Raw genomic sequence first — 16,501 nt, 5'->3', positions numbered from 1 at the left:
AAGGGCCTCCGACATGCGCATTCTCATCACCGGCGGCGCCGGATTCATCGGCTCCGCTCTGATCCGGCACCTGATTCAACACACCGGGCACGAAGTGCTCAACCTGGACAAATTGACCTACGCCGGCAATCTTGAGTCGCTGGCCAGCATCGCGAGCAACAGCCGCTACGAGTTCGTCCAGGCCGATATCATCGACCAGGCCACCGTCAGCGCCGTACTGGCGCGCTTTGAGCCCCACGCGATCATGCACCTGGCGGCCGAGTCTCATGTGGACCGTTCCATCGACGGCCCGTCGGATTTTATCCAGACCAATATCGTCGGCACCTACAGCCTGCTGGAGGCCGCACGCGGTTATTGGCAGAAGCTGGAAGAACCGGCCAAGAGTGCCTTCCGCTTCCACCACATCTCCACCGATGAAGTGTATGGCGACCTGCACGGCGTCGATGACCTGTTCACCGAAACCACGCCCTACGCCCCAAGCTCGCCGTATTCGGCCAGCAAGGCCGCATCCGATCACCTGGTACGCGCCTGGCAGCGCACTTACGGCCTGCCGGTGCTGTTGACCAATTGCTCGAACAACTACGGGCCGTTCCACTTTCCCGAGAAGCTGATTCCGCTGGTGATCCTCAACGCCCTCGCAGGGAAACCATTGCCGGTGTACGGCGACGGCCTGCAAGTGCGCGACTGGCTGTTCGTCGAAGACCACGCCCGCGCGCTGTTCAAAGTGGTGACTGAAGGTGTGGTAGGCGAAACCTACAACATCGGCGGCCATAATGAGCAGAAGAATATCGACGTGGTGCGCAGCATCTGCGGCCTGCTGGAAGAACTGGCACCACAACGCCCGGCGGGCGTGGAGAAATTCACTGACCTGATCACTTTCGTCAAGGATCGCCCGGGCCACGACCAGCGCTATGCGATCGACGCCAGCAAGATCGAACGCGAGCTGGGCTGGGTTCCGCAGGAAACCTTTGAAACCGGCCTGCGCAAAACCGTGCAGTGGTACCTCGATAACCTGGAATGGTGCCGCAGGGTCCAGGACGGCAGTTATCAAGGCGAACGACTGGGCAACACCGACTTTAAGGATCTGATCGCATGATGAAGGGAATCGTACTGGCCGGTGGCTCCGGCACGCGTTTGCACCCCATTACCCTGGGCGTTTCCAAGCAACTGTTGCCGGTGTATGACAAGCCGATGATCTACTACCCGATCTCGGTGCTGATGCTGGCCGGGATCAAGGAAATCCTGGTGATCTCCACCCCGGTAGACCTGCCGCAATACCGCAACCTGTTGGGCGATGGCAGCCAGTTTGGCGTGCGGTTCACTTATGCGGAGCAGCCGTCCCCGGACGGCCTGGCCCAGGCGTTTTTGATTGGCGAAGAGTTTATCGGCGATGACCCGGTATGCCTGATCCTGGGCGACAACATCTTCCACGGCCAGCACTTCGGCGAACAACTGCGCACGGCTGCCGAACGCCCATCTGGCGCCACGGTATTCGGTTACTGGGTCAAGGACCCGGAGCGTTTCGGCGTGATCGACTTCGACAGCCAGGGCCGCGCGCTGTCCATCGAGGAAAAACCAGCCAAGCCTAAGTCGAGCTACGCGGTGACCGGCTTGTATTTCTACGACAACGACGTGATCAGGATCGCCAAGGCAGTCAAGCCATCGCCACGGGGCGAGCTGGAGATCACCGACGTCAACAACGCCTACCTCAATCGTGGCGACCTGCACGTGGAGCGCTTCGGACGTGGTTTCGCCTGGCTCGACACCGGCACCCACGACAGCCTGCTGGAGGCCTCGACGTATGTGCAGACCATCGAGCACCGCCAGGGTTTGAAAGTGGCGTGCCTGGAAGAAATCGCCTACGAGAACGGCTGGATCGACCGTGACCACTTGCTGGAGCGGGCCAAGTACTTCGGCAAGACCGGCTACGGCCAATACCTGTATTCACTGGCCGGGGAGCAAAAATGAAGGTCACCGACACGGCGTTGCCGGGCGTATTGATCATCGAACCGAAAGTGTTCGGTGACGAGCGCGGCTTTTTCTACGAAAGCTTCAACGCCCGCGCCTTCGAAGAGGCCACCGGGCTCAAGCGTGATTTCGTGCAGGACAACCACTCGCGCTCGCAAAAAGGCGTGCTGCGCGGCCTGCATTACCAGCTCGAACATACCCAGGGCAAACTGGTGCGCGTCATCGCCGGCGAAGTGCTGGATGTGGCCGTCGACATCCGCCGCAGCTCGCCCAACTTCGGGCAATGGGTGGGCGTGCGGCTTAGCGCCGATAACCATCGCCAGTTGTGGGTACCGGAAGGTTTCGCCCACGGCTTTGTGGTGCTGAGCGACTACGCCGAGTTCCTCTACAAGACCACCGATTACTACCAGCCGAGCGCCGAGCGTTGCATCCTCTGGAACGACCCGACGCTGGCCATCGACTGGGAACTGATGGAGACGCCGCAACTGTCCGCCAAGGACCAGGCCGGGAAAAGCCTGCAAGAGGCCGACCTGTTCCCATGAAAATCCTTATCAGCGGCCAACATGGCCAAGTCTCCCGGGAGTTGCAACAACGTCTCCGGGGCCTGGGCGAGTTGATCGTGCTGGGCCGCGACCAGCTTGACCTGACCCGTCCCGAGCAGGTCCGCGACCAAGTACGCGCCCATCGCCCGGGCCTGATCATCAACGCAGCCGCCCATACGGCCGTCGATCAAGCCGAGAGCGAGCCGGACGTGGCCTTCGCCATCAACGCCATCGCGCCCGGGATTTTCGCCGAGGAAGCCAAGGCACTGGGCATTCCGCTGATTCACTATTCCACCGACTACGTGTTCGACGGCAGCAAGGCCGCGCCCTACAACGAGGACGACGCAACCAACCCGCTGGGCGTCTATGGCGCAAGCAAGCTGGCGGGCGAACAGGCGATCGCGGCCATCGGCGGTGAACACCTGATCCTGCGCACCAGCTGGGTCTACTCGACCCACGGCAAGAACTTCCTGCTGACCATGCAACGCCTGCTGCAGGAAAAACCGCAGATGCGCATCGTCGCCGACCAGATCGGCGCGCCGACCTGGGCCGGGACCATCGCCAACAGCACCCGTGCACTGATCGAGCGCTGGCAGGCGGGCCAGGCCGGTGATTGGGGTGTCTACCACCTGACGGCCCAGGGCGAGACCTCGTGGTTCGGCTTTGCCCAGGCCATCGGCGAGCAACTACGGGCCAACGGTCGTGCCTGCGCCGAGCTGGAAGCGATTCCCTCCAGCGCCTATCCAACGCCGGCCAGGCGCCCGCTGAACTCGCGCCTCGATTGCAGCCGCCTGCAACAGCAATGGCATGTCTCGCAACCGCAGTGGCATGACGCATTGCGCGAGTGTCTTGCCGAGCAGCACTAGGCATAATGCGCCTGTACCCACAGGCGCATGACTCCCATGACTCCACCCCTTCCGCGAAGACCCCGCTGGCGCAGCCTGGCATTGCTGGCGCTATGCCTGGCACCGCTGTTGTGGCCGCTGGAGCACTTGGCCGAGCGTTATTACCGCAACGAACTGGCCGGTCAGAACCGCCAGACGCTGGACCTGTACGTCGCCAACCTGCTGGGCACCCTGCATCGCTACGAAGTGTTGCCGCAAATCCTCGGTGACCTGCCGGCCCTGCGCACCGCCATCGACGCGCCTCACGTCAGCACCAACCTGGTCAACGCCAACCACCTGCTCAAGGACGTCGCCGCGCAGGCCGGGGTGGAAGTGATGTACCTGATGGACACCACCGGCAAGACCCTCGCCGCGTCCAACTGGGACAAGCAGGACAGCTTCGTCGGGCGTAATTTTTCCTTTCGCCCCTACTTCAGCGAAGCCATGGCCGGGCGCCTCGGGCGCTTCTTCGGCCTGGGCACCACCTCGGCCAAGCGCGGTTACTTCTTCGCCGCCGCTGTGCGAGATGGTGACAAGATCATCGGCGTGCTGGTGGTGAAGGTCGACCTGGATCACACCGAAAGCCTGTGGGGCAACACCCCCGAACAACTGCTGGTCACCGACCACAACGGCGTGGTGATCCTGACCTCGCGCCCGCAATGGCGCTTTCGCGCCACCCGGCCGCTGACGGATGAAGAACGCCGCGCCATCATCGCCATCCAGCCCTATCCGACCCGCGACCCGCAGCCGCTGAGCCTCAGCCCGACGGCGTGGGTGCGCCAATCCACCGACATCGCCGAAACCGGCTGGAAAGTCGAGATTCTCGCGCCGCGCACCTTGATCAGCCGCCCGGTGCGCACCGTGGTCGCGGTGGGTGGCGCCGCCTTGCTGGTGCTGATGCTGTTGCTCGGCCTGATGATGCAGCGCCGTCGTCACTACCTGGAACGCATCGCCTTCGAAGCCAAGGCCCGTCGCGAACTGGAGATGCGCGTGATCGAGCGGACCAGCGACCTGGAAGGCCTCAACCGGCGCCTGAAACAGGAAGTGCTGGAGCGTGAACATGCCCAGCAGGAACTGGTGCGGGCTCAGGATGACCTGGTGCAGGCAGGCAAACTTTCCGCGCTGGGCACCATGTCGGCCAGCATCAGCCACGAGCTCAACCAACCGCTGGCGGCGATTCGCAGCTACGCGGAAAACGCCGGGATTTTGCTCGACCATGAGCGCACCGACGACGCCCGTGGCAACCTCAAGCTGATCAGCGAGTTGACCGGGCGCATGGCTTCGATCATCGCCCACTTGCGCGCCTTCGCCCGACGCGACCGGCATGCGCCGGAAAGCGTGGCCCTGCAACCGGCCCTGGACGATGCCCTGGCGCTGCTGGCCAAGCGGCGGCGGGCAATGGAAGTGGAACTGATCCGCGACCTGCCCGAGGCCACCTTGTGGGTGGCGGCCGGCGAAACCCGCCTGCGCCAGGTGCTGGGCAACCTGTTGGCCAACGCTCTGGACGCCCTGACCGAAAAAGGCCCGCCGCGCAAACTTTGGCTGAGTGCCCAAACCACCGAACAGGGCGTCAACCTGTACATTCGCGACAACGGCCCGGGTTTCTGCATGGAAGCCCTGGGCCGCGCCAGCGAGCCCTTCTACACCACCAAGACCCGCACCCAGGGCCTGGGGCTGGGCCTGGCGATCTGCGACACCCTGATGCGCGCCTTTGGCGGTGAACTGTTGTTCGCCAACCACAAGGAAGGCGGCGCACTGTTAACCTTGAAACTGCGCGCCGGAGCACCGGGTGTCAGTCTGCAACCGTCCGAGGACCGCAGTGTATGACTATCGATAACCAGATTCAGGTGGTGTTGATCGACGATGATCCACACCTGCGTCAGGCCCTCTGCCAGACCCTGGACCTGGCCGGGCTGAAAGTCCTGACCCTCGGCGAAGCCCAGGGCCTGACCGCGCGCCTGTCCCGGGATTGGCCGGGGGTTGTGGTGAGCGACATCCGCATGCCCGGCATGGACGGCCTGGAACTGTTGAAGGAACTCCACGCCCAGGACCCGGAGCTGCCGGTACTGCTGATCACCGGCCACGGCGACGTGCCACTGGCGGTGCAGGCGATGCGCACCGGCGCCTACGACTTCCTGGAAAAACCCTTCGCCAGTGACGCCCTGCTCGACAGCGTGCGCCGCGCCCTGGCCCTGCGCCGCCTGGTGCTGGACAACCGCAGCCTGCGCCTGGCCCTGAGCGACCGTCAGCAATTGAGTACGCGCCTGGTGGGCCACTCCCCGCAAATGCTGCGCCTGCGCGAGCAGATTGGCGCGCTGGCGGCGACCAAGGCTGATGTGCTGATCCTCGGTGAAACCGGTGCCGGCAAGGAAGTGGTAGCGCGTGCGCTGCACGATCTGTCGAACCGCCGCAGCGGCCCGTTTGTGGCGATCAACGCCGGCGCCCTGGCCGAGTCGGTGGTGGAAAGCGAGTTGTTCGGGCATGAGCCCGGGGCCTTTACCGGCGCCCAGAAGCGGCGCATCGGCAAATTCGAATTCGCCAACGGCGGCACGCTGTTTCTCGACGAAATCGAAAGCATGAGCCTGGATGTGCAGGTCAAGCTGCTGCGGCTGTTGCAGGAGCGTGTGGTGGAGCGTCTGGGGGGCAACCAACTGATCCCGCTGGATATCCGCATCATCGCCGCCACCAAGGAAGACCTGCGCCAGTCCGCCGACCAGGGGCGCTTCCGGGCGGACTTGTATTACCGCCTCAACGTTGCGCCGCTGCGCATTCCACCGCTGCGCGAACGGGGTGAGGATGCGCTGATGCTATTCCAGCACTTTGCCGACGAAGCCAGCACGCGCCACGGGCTACCGATGAAAGAGCTGCAACCGGGCCAGCGCGCGCTGTTGTTGCGTCACAGCTGGCCGGGCAATGTCCGCGAGCTGCAAAACGCCGCCGAGCGTTTCGCCCTGGGCCTTGAACTGGCGCTGGACAGCACCCCGGACAGCCCTTCGCCGGGCATCCTCACCAGCACGCCCGGCGGCTTGAGCGAACAGGTCGAACAGTTTGAAAAAAGCCTGATCGCCGCCGAACTGGCACGCACCCACAATTCCATGCGCAGCCTCGCCGAGGCATTGGGCGTGCCGCGTAAAACCCTGCACGACAAACTGCGCAAGCACGGGCTGAACTTCGCCGACAGCGGCAACAGTCACGCTGACGACGAATGACCCTTTCCCCCCTGCCACGAGGCCACCATGAGTCGCGATAGCCGTTACCTGGAATCGATCCTTCACCACGACATTCCCCTGACCCGGGAAATGGGCCTCAAGGTTATCGACTGGCAGGACCGGCAGCTGCAACTGCGCTTGCCGCTCGACGCCAACATCAACCACAAGAGCACCATGTTTGGCGGCAGCCTGTATTGCGGCGCCGTGCTGGCAGGTTGGGGCTGGCTGCATTTGCAGTTGCGCGAGGAAGGGATTGAAGACGGGCATATCGTGATTCAGGAAGGGCAGATCAGTTATCCGCTGCCGGTGACTACCGATGCGACGGCGATTTGCCAGGCGCCTGATGACAAGGTGTGGAAGCGATTCGTCGCCACCTACAAGCGTTATGGCCGGGCGCGCTTGGCGCTGGAGACGTGGATCGTCAATGAGGGCAGTGAAGAGCGGGCCGTGGCCTTTACCGGGCAGTACGTCCTGCACACATAACAAATGTGGGAGCGGGCTTGCTCGCGAAAGCGGTGGATCAGCCAATACATCTGGTGACTGACACACTGCCTTCGCGAGCAAGCCCGCTCCCACATTTTTGATCGGCGCTGTGCTTAAGACCGGGCCAGGGTCAGCAACCGCTCACGCCACTCCGCTTTAGCCGGCAATGCCAGGAAGAACGGGTTCAACAACGACGCCCGCGCCGGGTAACTGAACGGCTGCCCATCCAGCTCCAGCACTTCCCCACCCGCACCTTCCAGCACCCCTTGCGCGGCCGCGGTGTCCCACTGCGAGGTGGGCGCCAGGCGCGGGTAGCAATCGGCGCTGCCTTCGGCCAACAGGCAAAACTTCAATGAACTACCGATGTTCGCCAGCTTCAACTCACCCAACCCGGCGCTTAGGCCCGCGAGCAAGCGGTCCTGTTCAGGGCTCGTGTGGCGACGACTGGCAACCACGGTAAATGCTTCACCGCTCGCCGGGGTCTGGCGCACCTGGATTTGCTTGGGCGCAGCACCTACATCGGAACGCCAGGCACCCAGCCCGGCCCCCCCGAAGTAGCACCGACCGCTGGTAGGCATCGACACCACACCGAACACCACGCGACCTTTTTCGATCAGCGCGATGTTGACGGTGAACTCCTCGCTGCCGGAGATGAATTCCTTGGTGCCATCCAGCGGGTCCACCAGCCACCAGCGCTGCCAACCGGCGCGCACGCTCTGGTCAATGTCGGCGTCTTCCTCCGAGAGCACCGGAATGCTCGGGTCCAGGGCAGTCAGACCGGCGAGGATCAAGTGATGGGCAGCCAAGTCGGCGGCAGTGACCGGTGAATCATCGGTCTTGGTGGTGACGGCAACATCGGCGCGCCAATACGGCAGGATGACCTCGCCAGCCTGGCGGGCCAATTCGATCGCGGGGGCAATAAACGGGTGACCCAGGAACAGTTCGCTCATGGCTGGAACGCTCCACGTTGAGTCAACAGGTCACGTACCAGGTACAGCGCGGCCAACGCGCGGCCCTCGCTGAACTGCTCGTTCTGCGCCAACTGCGAGAGCTCCCTCAGGTTGACCCGGTCGACGCGCATCGGCTCGGGCTCGTCGCCTTCCAGGCGCTCTTCATACAGTTCGGTGGCCAGCACCACCTGGATTTTCTGGCTCATGTAGCCGGGGGACAGCGACAGCTCGGTGATGTGCTCCAACTGGCGGGCGCCGAAACCGGCTTCTTCCTTGAGCTCACGGTCGGCTGCCGCCAACACGTCTTCGCCCGGTTCGATCAGGCCCTTGGGCAGTGACAGTTCATACTCGTCGGTGCCGCCGCAATATTCTTCGATCAGCAACGCATGGTCCGAGTCGATCATCGCCACGATCATCACCGCGCCATATCCGGCACCCCTGCCCACCAGGCGCTCGTAGGTCCGCTCCACGCCATTGGAAAAGCGCAATTGCACTTCCTCCACGCGGAACAAACGGCTACTGGCGACTATTTCGCGGGCGAGGACGGTGGGTTTCTGGCGCATGAGCGGCTCCTTGGCGTGATCGGGTTACTATACCGTGGCTTTTCCGATTGTCTGTGTCGGATATCTTTTCTTACATGAGTGTTCTTTATGCCTCCATTGCCCTGGCACGCCATCGACACCGTCCTGCTGGACATGGACGGCACCTTGCTCGACCTGCACTTCGACAACCATTTCTGGATGGAGCACCTGCCCCAGCGCTATGCCGAGTTGCATGGTGTGAGCCGGGCCATGGCCGAGATGGAGCTGCAGCCGCTGTTCGAGCGTAACGCCGGACAGTTGCAATGGTATTGCCTGGATTTCTGGAGCGCCGAACTCAAGATCCCGGTGCGCGAGCTCAAGCTGGAAACCGCACACCTGATTGCCTTGCGCCCGGATGCCGACACCTTCCTGGCGGCGATCAAACAGGCGGGCAAGCGGGTGATCCTGATCACCAACGCCCATCGGGATTCGCTGTCGTTGAAGCTGGAACGCATCGAGTTGGCGCCTTATTTCGAGCGACTGATCAGCTCCCATGACTATGGTTTCGCCAAGGAAAACCCGCAGTTCTGGGACGCCCTGCACGCCGACATCGCCTTCGACCCGGCCCGCAGCCTGTTTATCGACGACACCTTGCCGATCCTGCGCAGCGCCCGGGATTTTGGCGTGGGGCACTTGCTGGCGGTCAAGGAACCGGACAGCCGGAAGGGGCCCAAGGACACGGCGGAGTTTGCGGCGGTTGGGGATTACCGGGACTTGATCGTAGGTTTGTAACAACACTGAAGGTCCAATGTGGGAGCGGGCTTGCTCGCGAATACGGTGTGTCAGCCACTGAATATATTGACTGACACACCGCATTCGCGAGCAAGCCCGCTCCCACATTGGGTCCGCGGATTACTCAGGAATACGCAGCGTCTGCCCTGGGTAGATTTTGTCCGGATGGGACAGCAGCGGCTTGTTGGCCTCGAAGATTTTGTTGTACTGGTTGGCGTTGCCATACACCGCCAGCGAAATCGCACTCAGGGTGTCGCCCTTTTTCACCACTACAAAGCGGGCCGCCGCGACAGCAGGACCGGAAACGGTGATCTGGTCATCAACACTCGCAACGCCGGCGATGTTGCCCAGCGCCAGCAATATCTTCTCTTTCTCTTCCTGGCTGGCGACTTCACCTGTCACGGTCACCTTGTCACCGTCGACGGTGGTTTGCACATTGGGGTTACCCAATCCAACCTTGGCCACGTGCTCTTTTAACTGCTCGCTCGCGTTGGCATTACCCGGTGTCAGCAGGTCAATCAACTTCTCGCCTGCTTCCTTAACAAAGCTTAAAAGACTCATGGTGCGCTCTCCTTGGGATTTAATTTCCAGATGCCAAAGACTAGACCAGTCCTACAGAATTGGGTTCCAGCCTGACCAAAGACCCAAACACGCTAGAATCCCACCGCATTGGAATAAGCCCGGAGCGAAGATGGACATCAAACAGCTGAAATTCCTCATCGCCCTCGACGAAACCCGTCACTTCGGCCAGGCGGCGGCGCGCTGCCACATTACCCAGCCGACCCTGTCGATGCGCCTGCGCAGCCTGGAGGAAGAGCTGCAGTTGCCGCTGGTCAATCGCGGGCAGCGCTTCGAAGGCTTTACCGCCCCCGGCGAACGCGTGCTGGCCTGGGCACGCACGGTGCTGGCGGCCTATGACGGCTTGCAGGCCGAGGCCGCTGCGTGTCGCGGCAACCTGGTAGGCACGTTGCGCCTGGGGGTGGTGCCGTTGTCGAGCTTCGATCCGCTGGCGTTGATGCAGAAGCTGCACAAGGAACACCCCAGCCTGCGCTTTGAGTTGTCCGCGTTAAGCTCCGAGCAAATACTTGAACAACTTGCCAGCAACCGCCTGGACCTCGGTGTGTCGTACCTCGAGCGCCTGGACGCCGAACGTTTCGACTCCCTGGCCCTGGGCGAAACCCGCATGGGCCTGCTGTACGACCAACGGTTCTTCAGCTTCGGCGACAAGCCCCTGAGTTGGGAGGCGCTGATCGAACTGCCCTTGGGCATGCTCACCAGCGGCATGCACTTTCGCCAGTCCATCGACCACAATTTCCACAGCCGTGGCCTCAACCCGCAGCCACTGTTACAGACCGATGCCGTCCATCAATTGTTACAAGCGGTGCACGGCGGCCTGTGTTGCGCGGTGATGCCACTGGACGGCGGCCTCGACGCCCTCACCGAGCACCTGCGCCTGCAACCCATTGAAGACGCTCACACTTTGGCTCGCCTGGGGCTGATCATGCGCCGCAGTGCACCCCGTTCGGCCTTGGCGGAAGCGTGTTTTGCGCTGTATCAGAAATCGCTGATCGAGACTTGATCGACGGCATCTATCGGTAGATCAGTACTGACGATTAGACGCGACCCTTTGTCGCGCCTAGTCTTACAGCTGAATACTCCCGGTGGTAATGCCCAATGAACGCCCAGCGCCCAGTCTGCGCGGCGCCCGCCCTCGAAACGCCCGCGCCCGCCGCCAGCCAGAGCTACCAGTTTTGTAATCTCGAACACACCGAATCGGCCCGCACCGCGCTTGCCGAGGAAGTTGCGTTGGCGATTGCCTATAACGACATCAGCCAGGCGGTGATGCTGGTGACGCCGACCGACCTTGAAGACTTTATCGTCGGATTCAGCATCGGTAGCGGCATTATCGAAGACGTTAGCGACATTTATGACCTGAAAATCAGCGATTCGGGCTCGACCCAATACGCTCAGGTGCAGATTTCCAGCCGCGCGTTCTGGAATATGAAGCAGCAGCGCCGGCAACTTGCCGGCACCAGTGGCTGTGGGCTGTGCGGCGTAGAAGCCGTGGAGCAGGCGCTGCCCAACCTCAAGGTGTTGCCCGGCGCGCCTTTGCCGCCTGCCGAATGGATGGATGGCCTGCGCCAGCGCATCAGCGCGTTCCAACCGCTGGGCCAGTACAGCGGCGCGGTGCATGCGGCGGTGTTCATGAACAACCAGGGCGAATTGCTGCTGGGCCGTGAAGACATCGGCCGGCATAACGCCCTCGACAAGCTGATCGGTGCGCTGATCCGCCAAAAGATTCCGACCGACGGCGGCCTGGCGATTGTTACCAGTCGCTGCAGCCTCGAACTGATCCAGAAAGTCCTGCGTGCAGGCATCCAGACCCTGGTCAGCCTGTCGTCGCCCACCGGCCTGGCCCTGCAATGGGCTCGCCGGCACAACCTCAATCTCATCCACCTGCCGCAGAAAAGTGCGCCGCGGGTCTATAGCCCTGCGATGGAGAATCAAGCGTGAGCAATCATCATCAAGCCGACGACAAACCCACCCCGCGCTACAAGCCCTATAAAGGCCCGGCGGGTGGTTGGGGCGCACTGATCAGCGTGGCGCAAGCCTGGCTGACCAGCGACAACGCGCTGAAAAACATCCGCATGATGCTCAAGACCAACCAGAACGGCGGCTTCGACTGCCCGGGCTGCGCCTGGGGCGACTCGCCGGAAAGCGGCATGGTCAAGTTCTGCGAGAACGGCGCCAAGGCGGTCAACTGGGAAGCCACCAAGCGCCGGGTCGACGCGGCATTCTTCGCCAAGCACAGCGTCAGCGCGCTGCTGGAGCAGAGCGACTACTGGCTTGAGTATCAGGGCCGCCTGACCGAGCCGATGAGCTACGACGCCGAAACCGACCGTTACAAACCCATCAGCTGGGAATCGGCTTTCGACTTGATCGGCAAGCACCTCAATGCGCTGCCAAACCCGGACATGGCCGAGTTCTATACCTCGGGCCGGGCCAGCAACGAAGCGGCTTACCTGTATCAACTGTTTGTGCGCGCCTACGGCACCAACAACTTCCCGGACTGCTCGAACATGTGCCACGAAGCCAGCGGCGTCGCCCTGGCGCAAAGCGTGGGCGTGGGCAAAGGCACCGTGACCTTCGATGACTTCGAGCATGCGGACGCGATTTTCGTCTGGGGCCAGAACCCCGGCACCAACCACCCACGCATGCTGGAGCCACTGCGCGAAGCGGTAAAACGCGGCGCACAGGTGGTGTGCATCAACCCGCTGAAAGAGCGTGGCCTGGAACGCTTCCAGCACCCGCAACACCCGCTGGAAATGCTCACCAACGGCGACAAGCCAACCAACACCGCCTACTTCCGCCCGGCGCTGGGAGGCGACATGGCCATCCTGCGGGGCATGGCCAAGTTCCTGCTGCTGTGGGAACGCCAGGCCCAGGCCGAAGGCAAGGAGGCCGTGTTCGACCACGACTTCCTCAACGAACACACCGCCAACGTGCTGGATTACCTGGGCAAGATCGACGACACCTCATGGGATGAAATCGTCGAGCAGTCCGGCCTGACCCTGGTAGAGATCGAGCAAGCGGCGCGCATGTACGCCAAAGGCAAGAACGTGATCATGTGCTGGGCGATGGGCATCACCCAGCATCGCCACTCGGTGCCGACCATCCAGGAAATCGCCAACCTGATGCTGCTGCGCGGCAACATCGGCCGCCCGGGCGCAGGCCTGTGCCCGGTGCGTGGCCACAGTAACGTGCAGGGCGACCGCACCATGGGCATCAACGAACGGCCACCGGTGGCGTTCCTCGATTCCCTGGAGCGTCGTTTCCAGTTCCAGGTACCGCGCGATAACGGCCACAACGTGGTGGAAGCGATTCACGCCATGCTCGAAGGCCGCTCCAAGGTCTTTATCGGCCTAGGCGGCAACTTCGCCCAAGCCACCCCGGACAGCCCACGCACCTTTGAAGCACTGCGCAATTGCGACCTGACCGTACAGATCAGCACCAAGCTCAACCGCAGCCACCTGATGCATGGCAAGGACGCGCTGATCCTGCCATGCCTGGGCCGCACCGACATCGACATCCAGGCCGAAGGTCCGCAAGCCGTGACCGTTGAAGACTCATTCAGCATGGTCCACGCCTCCAACGGCCAACTGCAGCCGCTGTCGAAACAGATGAAATCCGAGCCTGCGATTCTAGCGGGCATTGCCGCCGCCACCCTGGGCAGCAAGCCGGTGGACTGGAACTGGCTGGTGGCCGATTACGACCGTATTCGCGACCTGATCGCCGACACCATTCCGGGCTTCAAGGACTTCAACGAGCGCCTGAAAAACCCGGGCGGTTTCTACCTGGGCAACTCGGCTGGCGCCCGTCGCTGGAACACCCCGTCGGGCCGCGCCAACTTCCGCCCGAACATCCTGCCCAAGGACCTGGTGCACGAACGCACCCGCAACACCGGGCAATTGCCGGACCTGATCATGCAGTCGATGCGCTCCCACGATCAGTACAACACCACCATCTATGGCCTGGACGACCGCTATCGTGGGGTCAAGGGCCAGCGGGATGTGTTGTTCGTCAACGAAGCCGACATCATCCGCCTGGGCTTCAAGCCGGGGCAGAAGGCTGACATCGTGTCGATCTGGGACGACGGCCGTGAGCGTCGGGTGAAGGGCTTTACCTTGCTGGCATTTGATATTCCGGCGGGGCAGGCTGCGGCTTATTACCCGGAAGTGAATCCGCTGGTGCCGCTGGAAAGCACGGGGGATGGCAGCCATACGCCAACGTCGAAGTTTGTAGCGATCCGCCTGGAAGCAGCGAGTGCAACCGGCTTGATCATGGCGAAGTCGGCCTAAGCGACACCTCATTGTGGCGAGGGAGCTTGCTCCCTCGCCACAGACAGCACCCGAGTTTCTTACGGGCACAAAAAAGGCCGCTTTTGCATAAAAGCGGCCGTTCCGAAGTAACTAAAGACTCGCAAAACTCACTTAAGTTCCCTATACAAAACAGCAACTTAGAGAATTGTATACAACCCATACCACTGGTCGGGTTTCGATTGTCACCGTCTCGATACAACCTCAGGATCGCGCCGTCATCCTCTTGAGGTTCCTCTATGAAGTTCTCCTCGATTCTCTTGTTGTCCCTTGGCCTGGTCAGTGGCGCAGCCATGGCCGGTGGCACCACCGAAGCCGGTGTGGGCGGCGCATTGGGCGGGGTTCTAGGTTCTGTCGTAGGTCAGCAGTTGGGCGGTAACACTGGTTCAGCCATCGGTGCGGCTCTTGGCGGCGCAGGCGGCAGTGCGGTGGGCGCAGACAAGCGCAGCCGCGGTGAAGCAGCCATTGGCGGCGCATTGGGCGCGGCCGGCGGCAACGTGGTGGGTCGCAGTGTCGGCGGCAGCACCGGCAGCCTGATCGGCGCAGCAGCCGGCGGTGGCGCCGGTGGCGCACTGGGCAACTACATGGGCAACAAGAGCGATGACGATGATCGTCGTTACCGTGGGCGTGATAACCGCCGCTATGACCGCGACGACCATCGCGGGCGCGGCCATGCTTATGGGCATCGCAAAAACAAGCATCACTATCGCCACCACCGGTAACGCGCGAATCGAAAGAACAACGCGGGTTTAATGTGGGAGCGGCGGTGCGACGATTCGACTTGCTCGCGAAGGCGGTGGATCAGTCGCCGGATGTATTGGCTGATACAACGCCTTCGCGAGCAAGTCGAATCGTCGCACCGCCGCTCCCACATTGGATTTTCATTGCTTCGCAGATCGTATTCAGATCACCAATCGCTGTAACGCCTCGCGCAACATCCCCGGGATCGTCACCGGCTGGTTCGACGCCCGATCCACAAACACATGCACAAACCTCCCCGCAGCACAGGCATCTTCTTCTCCCGCCTTGAACACCGCCAACTCATACTGCACCGAACTGTTGCCCAACTTGCCCACCCGCAGGCCGATCTCGATGCGGTCCGGAAAGGCAATCGAGGCGAAGTAGTCGCACGCCGAACTCACCACAAACCCAACCACTTCGCCGTCATGAATATCCAACCCGCCCTGCTCGATCAGGTAGGTATTCACCGCGGTGTCGAAGAAGCTGTAGTAGGTGACGTTATTCACATGGCCATATACATCGTTGTCGTGCCAGCGCGTGATGATCGGCTGGAAGTGGCGGTAATCGGCGCGTTGTGGCATGGCGTTGGTCATCGGTAAAACCCGGGCAGGAGGAGGCTCTCTTGATACTGGGTTCAAGCACTACCCGCAAGCCTAGGTTGGGCTTTGCTCAATCGTTTGCTGGACGCACGCCATACGCTTGAGCGCTTGATCCGTCTCGGCCGATTGCTGCAGGCACTGGCGATAGGCGGTGATATAGGTCTCGACTGCAGCGCTGGCCTGCTGCGGCGTGACCCGCGCCAGATACTCCACGAACGAACGCCGGCCGATCTGGAAGTGTTGGTAATCCAGCGGAAAATCCCAATAACCACCCCAGGTCAAAAAGCCGTGTTCGGCGAACAGGTCAATCACCTCTTCTGCCCGGCCAGGGCGCGCCGGCTTGCCGGGGCGGGCATCCAGGCGGTTAACGGCAGTCGCGGTACTTGCCCTGGGCTCAACAGTGGCCTGGCCGGTGAATTCACCTCGCGGGTTACGCCCGAACAAAACGAATGGGTTTTGCAGAGGGTTAAGGTCAATTGCGGCGCCGTAGGCGTGCAGCGACCACCCCGAAGCGCCACTGACCTGGCGCCCATTAAAACCACTGGTATTGTTGCGGGCCATCGAGACCTTGTCGTTGCCTCGATAGGTTTCCAGCCTGACCGCCTGATGCACCGGGAACCGACGTTGCAGCAACTGCCTGAAGATCTCCTCCACATGGGGTGCGATGGCATCCAGCACCACGAGCTGCCCGTTGTTATGCAGCACTCCGCCAAAGTCCACATAGCTGAACGTCACCCGCGCCAGGCGTGCGCAGGGCAATGGATTGGCGGCGGTGATGGTGTTGCGAAGCTGCATCTGCCGACAGTCATTCACGCTCAACGGGATGACCGAGGCCAGCGTGCCTTGTGCGACCAGCAACCCGGCGAACAGCAAGACGCCGGGGACAACACCACGAGAAAAACCAAAAGCCATGGGCAATTCCTTTGCAGAAGAAG

Annotated in this window: 17 protein-coding genes; 12 read left to right on the top strand and 5 right to left on the bottom strand. The window is 62.1% G+C overall.

The genetic code is table 11. The features are described 5' to 3' along the window. Positions 1-13 precede the first annotated feature (13 nt). The 7 genes from rfbB to HX824_RS00320 are packed head-to-tail and all read left to right on the top strand — an operon-like array spanning position 14 to position 7,086. Entirely contained in the window at positions 14-1,096 is a 1,083-nt protein-coding gene (gene rfbB, locus HX824_RS00350) for a dTDP-glucose 4,6-dehydratase (RefSeq protein ID WP_008435746.1), read from the top strand. Continuing rightward, entirely contained in the window at positions 1,093-1,968 is an 876-nt protein-coding gene (gene rfbA / locus HX824_RS00345) for a glucose-1-phosphate thymidylyltransferase RfbA (protein ID WP_032899443.1), read from the top strand. The genes rfbB and rfbA overlap by 4 nt, the downstream gene beginning before the upstream one ends. Next, positions 1,965-2,510, top strand: a complete 546-nt coding sequence (gene rfbC, locus HX824_RS00340) for a dTDP-4-dehydrorhamnose 3,5-epimerase (RefSeq protein WP_177053994.1) — start codon at positions 1,965-1,967, stop codon at positions 2,508-2,510. The genes rfbA and rfbC overlap by 4 nt, the downstream gene beginning before the upstream one ends. After that, complete coding sequence (gene rfbD / locus HX824_RS00335; RefSeq protein WP_177053993.1) at positions 2,507-3,376, top strand: dTDP-4-dehydrorhamnose reductase; 870 nt, start codon at positions 2,507-2,509, stop codon at positions 3,374-3,376. The genes rfbC and rfbD overlap by 4 nt, the downstream gene beginning before the upstream one ends. Before the next feature lie 36 nt (positions 3,377-3,412). Beyond that, a complete protein-coding gene (locus tag HX824_RS00330; RefSeq protein ID WP_023659335.1) occupies positions 3,413-5,221 on the top strand; it encodes an ATP-binding protein in 1,809 nt (602 codons plus the stop codon). Beyond that, positions 5,218-6,603 carry a sigma-54 dependent transcriptional regulator gene (locus tag HX824_RS00325; protein ID WP_087692719.1) on the top strand — a complete coding sequence of 462 codons (1,386 nt, stop codon included), beginning with the start codon at positions 5,218-5,220 and terminating at the stop codon, positions 6,601-6,603. The genes HX824_RS00330 and HX824_RS00325 overlap by 4 nt, the downstream gene beginning before the upstream one ends. Before the next feature lie 27 nt (positions 6,604-6,630). Then, positions 6,631-7,086, top strand: a complete 456-nt coding sequence (locus HX824_RS00320) for a YiiD C-terminal domain-containing protein (RefSeq protein WP_003213222.1) — start codon at positions 6,631-6,633, stop codon at positions 7,084-7,086. A 113-nt stretch (positions 7,087-7,199) separates the two neighbouring features. On the opposite strand, the gene cysQ is transcribed toward HX824_RS00320, so the two are convergent. Together cysQ and nudE are read right to left on the bottom strand one after the other, a co-directional pair. Next, complete coding sequence (gene cysQ / locus HX824_RS00315) at positions 7,200-8,036, bottom strand: 3'(2'),5'-bisphosphate nucleotidase CysQ (RefSeq protein WP_008435771.1); 837 nt, start codon at positions 8,034-8,036, stop codon at positions 7,200-7,202. Then, positions 8,033-8,599 (bottom strand): ADP compounds hydrolase NudE, encoded by a 567-nt coding sequence (gene nudE / locus HX824_RS00310; protein ID WP_003213218.1) that lies wholly within the window; start codon positions 8,597-8,599, stop codon positions 8,033-8,035. The genes cysQ and nudE overlap by 4 nt, the downstream gene beginning before the upstream one ends. A gap of 87 nt (positions 8,600-8,686) precedes the next feature. Here nudE and yrfG point away from each other — a divergent pair, with 87 nt between their 5' ends. Then, the gene (yrfG, locus tag HX824_RS00305; protein WP_003213217.1) at positions 8,687-9,349 is read left to right on the top strand and encodes a GMP/IMP nucleotidase; all 663 of its coding nucleotides are present in this window, start codon (positions 8,687-8,689) and stop codon (positions 9,347-9,349) included. Positions 9,350-9,469: 120 nt separating this feature from the next. On the opposite strand, the gene lysM is transcribed toward yrfG, so the two are convergent. Beyond that, positions 9,470-9,910 (bottom strand): peptidoglycan-binding protein LysM, encoded by a 441-nt coding sequence (gene lysM / locus HX824_RS00300; protein ID WP_003213215.1) that lies wholly within the window; start codon positions 9,908-9,910, stop codon positions 9,470-9,472. Positions 9,911-10,040: 130 nt separating this feature from the next. On the opposite strand from lysM, the gene HX824_RS00295 reads away from it, so the two are divergent. From HX824_RS00295 to HX824_RS00280, 4 genes are all read left to right on the top strand, one after another. Further along, the gene (locus HX824_RS00295) at positions 10,041-10,928 is read left to right on the top strand and encodes a LysR family transcriptional regulator (RefSeq protein WP_003213213.1); all 888 of its coding nucleotides are present in this window, start codon (positions 10,041-10,043) and stop codon (positions 10,926-10,928) included. 95 nt (positions 10,929-11,023) lie between these two features. Continuing rightward, complete coding sequence (fdhD, locus tag HX824_RS00290; RefSeq protein ID WP_177053992.1) at positions 11,024-11,863, top strand: formate dehydrogenase accessory sulfurtransferase FdhD; 840 nt, start codon at positions 11,024-11,026, stop codon at positions 11,861-11,863. After that, the gene (locus HX824_RS00285) at positions 11,860-14,208 is read left to right on the top strand and encodes an FdhF/YdeP family oxidoreductase (RefSeq protein ID WP_102367895.1); all 2,349 of its coding nucleotides are present in this window, start codon (positions 11,860-11,862) and stop codon (positions 14,206-14,208) included. Before fdhD ends, HX824_RS00285 begins: the two co-directional genes overlap by 4 nt. A 257-nt stretch (positions 14,209-14,465) precedes the next feature. Then, on the top strand, positions 14,466-14,948 hold the full coding sequence (locus HX824_RS00280; protein WP_008435777.1) for a glycine zipper domain-containing protein: 483 nt from the start codon (positions 14,466-14,468) through the stop codon (positions 14,946-14,948). A 180-nt stretch (positions 14,949-15,128) separates the two neighbouring features. Here the strand turns inward: HX824_RS00280 and HX824_RS00275 are convergent, their stop codons facing one another. Both HX824_RS00275 and HX824_RS00270 read right to left on the bottom strand, forming a co-directional pair. Continuing rightward, the gene (locus tag HX824_RS00275) at positions 15,129-15,560 is read right to left on the bottom strand and encodes a thioesterase family protein (RefSeq protein WP_003213207.1); all 432 of its coding nucleotides are present in this window, start codon (positions 15,558-15,560) and stop codon (positions 15,129-15,131) included. 60 nt (positions 15,561-15,620) lie between these two features. Next, positions 15,621-16,478 (bottom strand): M15 family metallopeptidase, encoded by an 858-nt coding sequence (locus HX824_RS00270; protein WP_134325551.1) that lies wholly within the window; start codon positions 16,476-16,478, stop codon positions 15,621-15,623. Positions 16,479-16,501 lie beyond the last annotated feature (23 nt).

Source organism: Pseudomonas sp. D4002 (assembly GCF_013385665.1).
GTDB lineage: Bacteria > Pseudomonadota > Gammaproteobacteria > Pseudomonadales > Pseudomonadaceae > Aquipseudomonas.
This window is presented reverse-complemented; position numbering and strand designations above follow the sequence as displayed.